This is a genomic window from Caballeronia sp. (assembly GCF_049581465.1).
Lineage (GTDB): Bacteria > Pseudomonadota > Gammaproteobacteria > Burkholderiales > Burkholderiaceae > Caballeronia.
The window spans coordinates 1-3,440 of record NZ_JBAUSA010000498.1 but is presented as its reverse complement, the minus strand read 5'-3'; the positions used below and the strand labels follow the sequence as shown (position 1 = coordinate 3,440).

General features: G+C 58.1%; 3 protein-coding genes. 1 reads left to right on the top strand and 2 read right to left on the bottom strand.

The window, feature by feature from the left end:
• A partial coding sequence (locus WCA53_RS12190; protein ID WP_423909936.1) for a zinc-binding dehydrogenase occupies positions 1 to 839 on the bottom strand: 839 nt, incomplete at its 3' end.
• A gap of 366 nt (positions 840 to 1,205) precedes the next feature.
• On the opposite strand from WCA53_RS12190, the gene WCA53_RS12185 reads away from it, so the two are divergent.
• Positions 1,206 to 1,733, top strand: coding sequence for an N-acetyltransferase family protein (locus WCA53_RS12185; protein ID WP_423909932.1), 528 nt, complete (start codon positions 1,206 to 1,208; stop codon positions 1,731 to 1,733).
• Between the two features lie 72 nt (positions 1,734 to 1,805).
• On the opposite strand, the gene WCA53_RS12180 is transcribed toward WCA53_RS12185, so the two are convergent.
• Positions 1,806 to 3,149: an endo-1,3-alpha-glucanase family glycosylhydrolase gene (locus tag WCA53_RS12180; protein WP_423909928.1), complete on the bottom strand. Its 1,344-nt coding sequence runs from the start codon at positions 3,147 to 3,149 to the stop codon at positions 1,806 to 1,808.
• Positions 3,150 to 3,440 lie beyond the last annotated feature (291 nt).

The window sequence follows — 3,440 nt, the reverse complement described above, 5'->3', positions numbered from 1 at the left end:
GAGAGCGTGCCGCCAGGCTTAAGGATGCGAAGGGCCGATTCGAATGTTCCCTGCGTGCCCAGCGCCTCGATCGACGAATCGACGCCACGGCCGCCGGTTAGTTTAATGATTTCATCGACTACATCGCACTCCTTGAAGTTGAGCGTGACATCGGCCCCCATTTTCTTGGCTACGGCCAGTCGCTGTTCGTTGCCATCCACCACGATGATGGTGCTGGCGCCCAGCAAGCGCGCGCCTGCCGTGGCGCACAAGCCAATTGGGCCCTGCGCGAACACGGCCACGGTGTCGCCAATCTTGATATTGGCGTTTTCCGCCCCCTTGAAGCCGGTCGACATAATGTCCGGGCACATCAACACCTGCTCGTCAGTCAGGCCGTCTGGAATCGGAGCGAGGTTGGCCTGGGCATCGGGCACCAGCACATATTCAGCCTGGGTGCCATCGATGAGATTGCCAAAACGCCAACCCGCCGTCGCCTTGTAGCCGTGGCATCCGCACAAGCCCTTGGGGATGAGGTAGCTGCCGTCTTGTGACGGGTAGCCGTCCATCGCTGCGTACGAGTTGAAATTGGGGCAGATCGCGCCGGCGATCACGCGCTGGCCCTCTTGGTAGCCCACAACTGCGCTGCCCAGCTTTTCGATAATGCCAACCGGTTCGTGGCCGATCGTGAGACCCTTGGCGACGGGATATTCGCCCTTGAGGATGTGGACGTCGGTGCCGCAGATGGTCGTGGTGGTGATCCGAATCAACGCGTCGTTGGGGCCGACATCGGGAATCGGCTTTTCGGCGATTTCGATACGGCCGGGTTCGACGAATACAGCTGCTTTCATCATGGAGGACATCGTATTTTGCCTTTCTATGGAATGCGTGCCGGCGTGTCGGATCAGCGCTCGAGCGGTGCAGGGCTGACGCTATTTAATTTTCTTTACAGCGATCTACTACCAAGCAACTTGTGCGCCAGTCGCTGGTCATTCCGCGCAGCAGGCTTTAACCGTATGATGCGCCAGGAAACGCTAGTGATTGACAGAAAAATGGAGACTTTCGCCTGTCGCAAAATCGATCGCGTTATCGGGCGCGAGCCACATCACCTGTTTCAAATTGGAACGCTTTCGCGCAACCGGCGTTCGCGAGTTACTCATGGTGGTTCTGATCGCTCGCCGTATCCTGAGGGTCCCCACCCTTCCTTTTACCGATTCCCGGAGAAACGGATGATCGACAACCTGACCGTACGACGCATTGGCCCCGATGAAGCTGCGATCTATGCGGAGGCGCTGGCCGACGTGCTGGTCGATTGCGTCGAGGGCGGCGCTTCGGTCAGCTTCATGCTGCCGCTCTCACGCGAGAAAGCATTGGCGTTCTGGCGCGGCGTTGCCGAAGGCGTGGCCCGCGGTGAGCGCGCGCTGCTCGTCGCTGAAGATCGTGACGGCCAGGTTCTCGGTACCGTGCAGATGATCATGTTGCAGCCGGATAACCAGCCGCATCGCGCAGACATCGCCAAAATGCTGGTTTCCCGCAAGAGCCGGCGTCAAGGTATCGCCCAACGCCTAATGGCTGCCGCCGAAGAAGTAGCGCGCGAGGAAGGCAAGACCGTACTCGTGCTCGATACGGTCACTGGCGGAGATGCCGAGCGGCTCTATGAACGGGCAGGCTGGCAGCGCGTAGGAGCGGTGCCAAAGTACGCGCTGATGCCAGATGGCGCGTTCTGCGAGACGACCTTCTACTACAAGCACGTCTGATCAATCGAGTGATATCCGATAGCCATCAGGATGGGTCCTGGCGTACTAAAAAGTCCGTTTAGGCGCCCTACTTCACCCGAACTCCCCGGCCGTCGCGCTGCCCGAAAAGTAGTTGTATCGACTGGAGGCGTCGCTGACTGTAATAGCTTGCTCGCCGGTTTTATCGATCACCCGTTCGCCTTGCCTATGCAACATGAAGCGTGGTGTCCCAAGGCCTGAATCGACGCTGACATGCGTGATTCCGCGCGGCGCATTGAAGACTTGAACGGAGTCAGCCAGCATGACGGAAAGCACGGCCGGCGCCGTCAGGAACAATGACACGTGGATCTTGGATGACAAGGACGTATTCGATCGCGGCGGCAAGATGGCATCGCGCGAAGCCGGAGCATTCAAGCGCGTTGACCCAGGCTCCTGCAGCCGATAAAAATAAAACAACCGATCCTTCGTAATTTCCGGCTTGACGCCCGTCTTGAACCACTTGATGTAGTACGCGCTGGCATCGAGGTATCCAGCATGGGACAGCAGGTCGCCAAAGCGATCGTCATAAATCCGCGCGCGGCTCGAATCGCCAATAGGCGCGACGTAGGTGGACTCGGCCCAATCGTTCCAGGTGACGATCTGTACCCACGTCGCGTCGGACGCCATCGCGGCTTCCCACTCGGCTGCCATGCCGGAGAGCCCGTCGGTTTCGAACGCGCGATAGTTCGTGCCGGCCGCCAACCCGCAATAGTAGGGCGTAACCGGTGCCATGAACAGTTTGCGCCTGGTCTTGAGCGCCGCTCCAAGTGCTTGCGTTGACTTGGCAATCAACGAAGGCGCGCCCGCGGCGCCGAAGTAAAAATAGCCGCCAGCATCACCTAAGCGACGCACGACTTCGCTGGCTTCGACGCTTGTGATTTGCCGCTCGCCAGTGCTTGGGAAAAAGTGTGGAACGAAGAAAACACCGAGTTCCCGGGCCTGGCTTATTAACGCGGCCCCATCGGCGAAACCGTTTCCGCCCGCTGCGTAGGCGGATAGAACGGGCGCACCATTGACCATTAATTGGGCCTTCAATCCGCGCGTGGTCGCGACAATATCGGCGATCTCGTCCTGCGCCTTTCCATCCGCCGATACGAACAACTTGAACCCGGATCCGAGCCTGTCTGCGGCTTCGAAAATGCGCAGGACGCGACGCTTGTAGTGCGGCTCGCTGCGTTCCCAGCCACCGCAATTGAGCGAAAATCCGTCGATTCCGCTCGCCTGGGCATCTCTAATCTCAGCTTGATAGGATTCAACGCTCGCTTGCGGCCCGCCGCGAGGCCACGCCACCATGTAGTGGGCGAAAACTCGTTTTAGCGCACTGTTCTGAGACGTAAGCGAACTAGCAGCACGACTTGAGATCGATGTCGCACAGGGCAGCGACGCGCATATCAGCATAAAACGTCGGCGCCCTGCCTTGGAGCAAAATTGCATGCGAGCGAATAGATTCGTTGGTTCATTGTTAAGACGTGTTGCGCCCATGTGCCAGTTTGAGCGCTATCCAACGGCGCGTTGCAGATATCGGAACGCTTGCCGGGGTTATTTATTAATTTTTATCTACATTAATTCGCAATCCGAAACAAATAAAGTACATCAGCAGAATGCCGTCAGGGTGACATGAATCGTATGGGTCCACGACTATAGGCTCGTTTTTCCGCAAGCGTGCGACTTTTTTGCCCTTGGAAAATT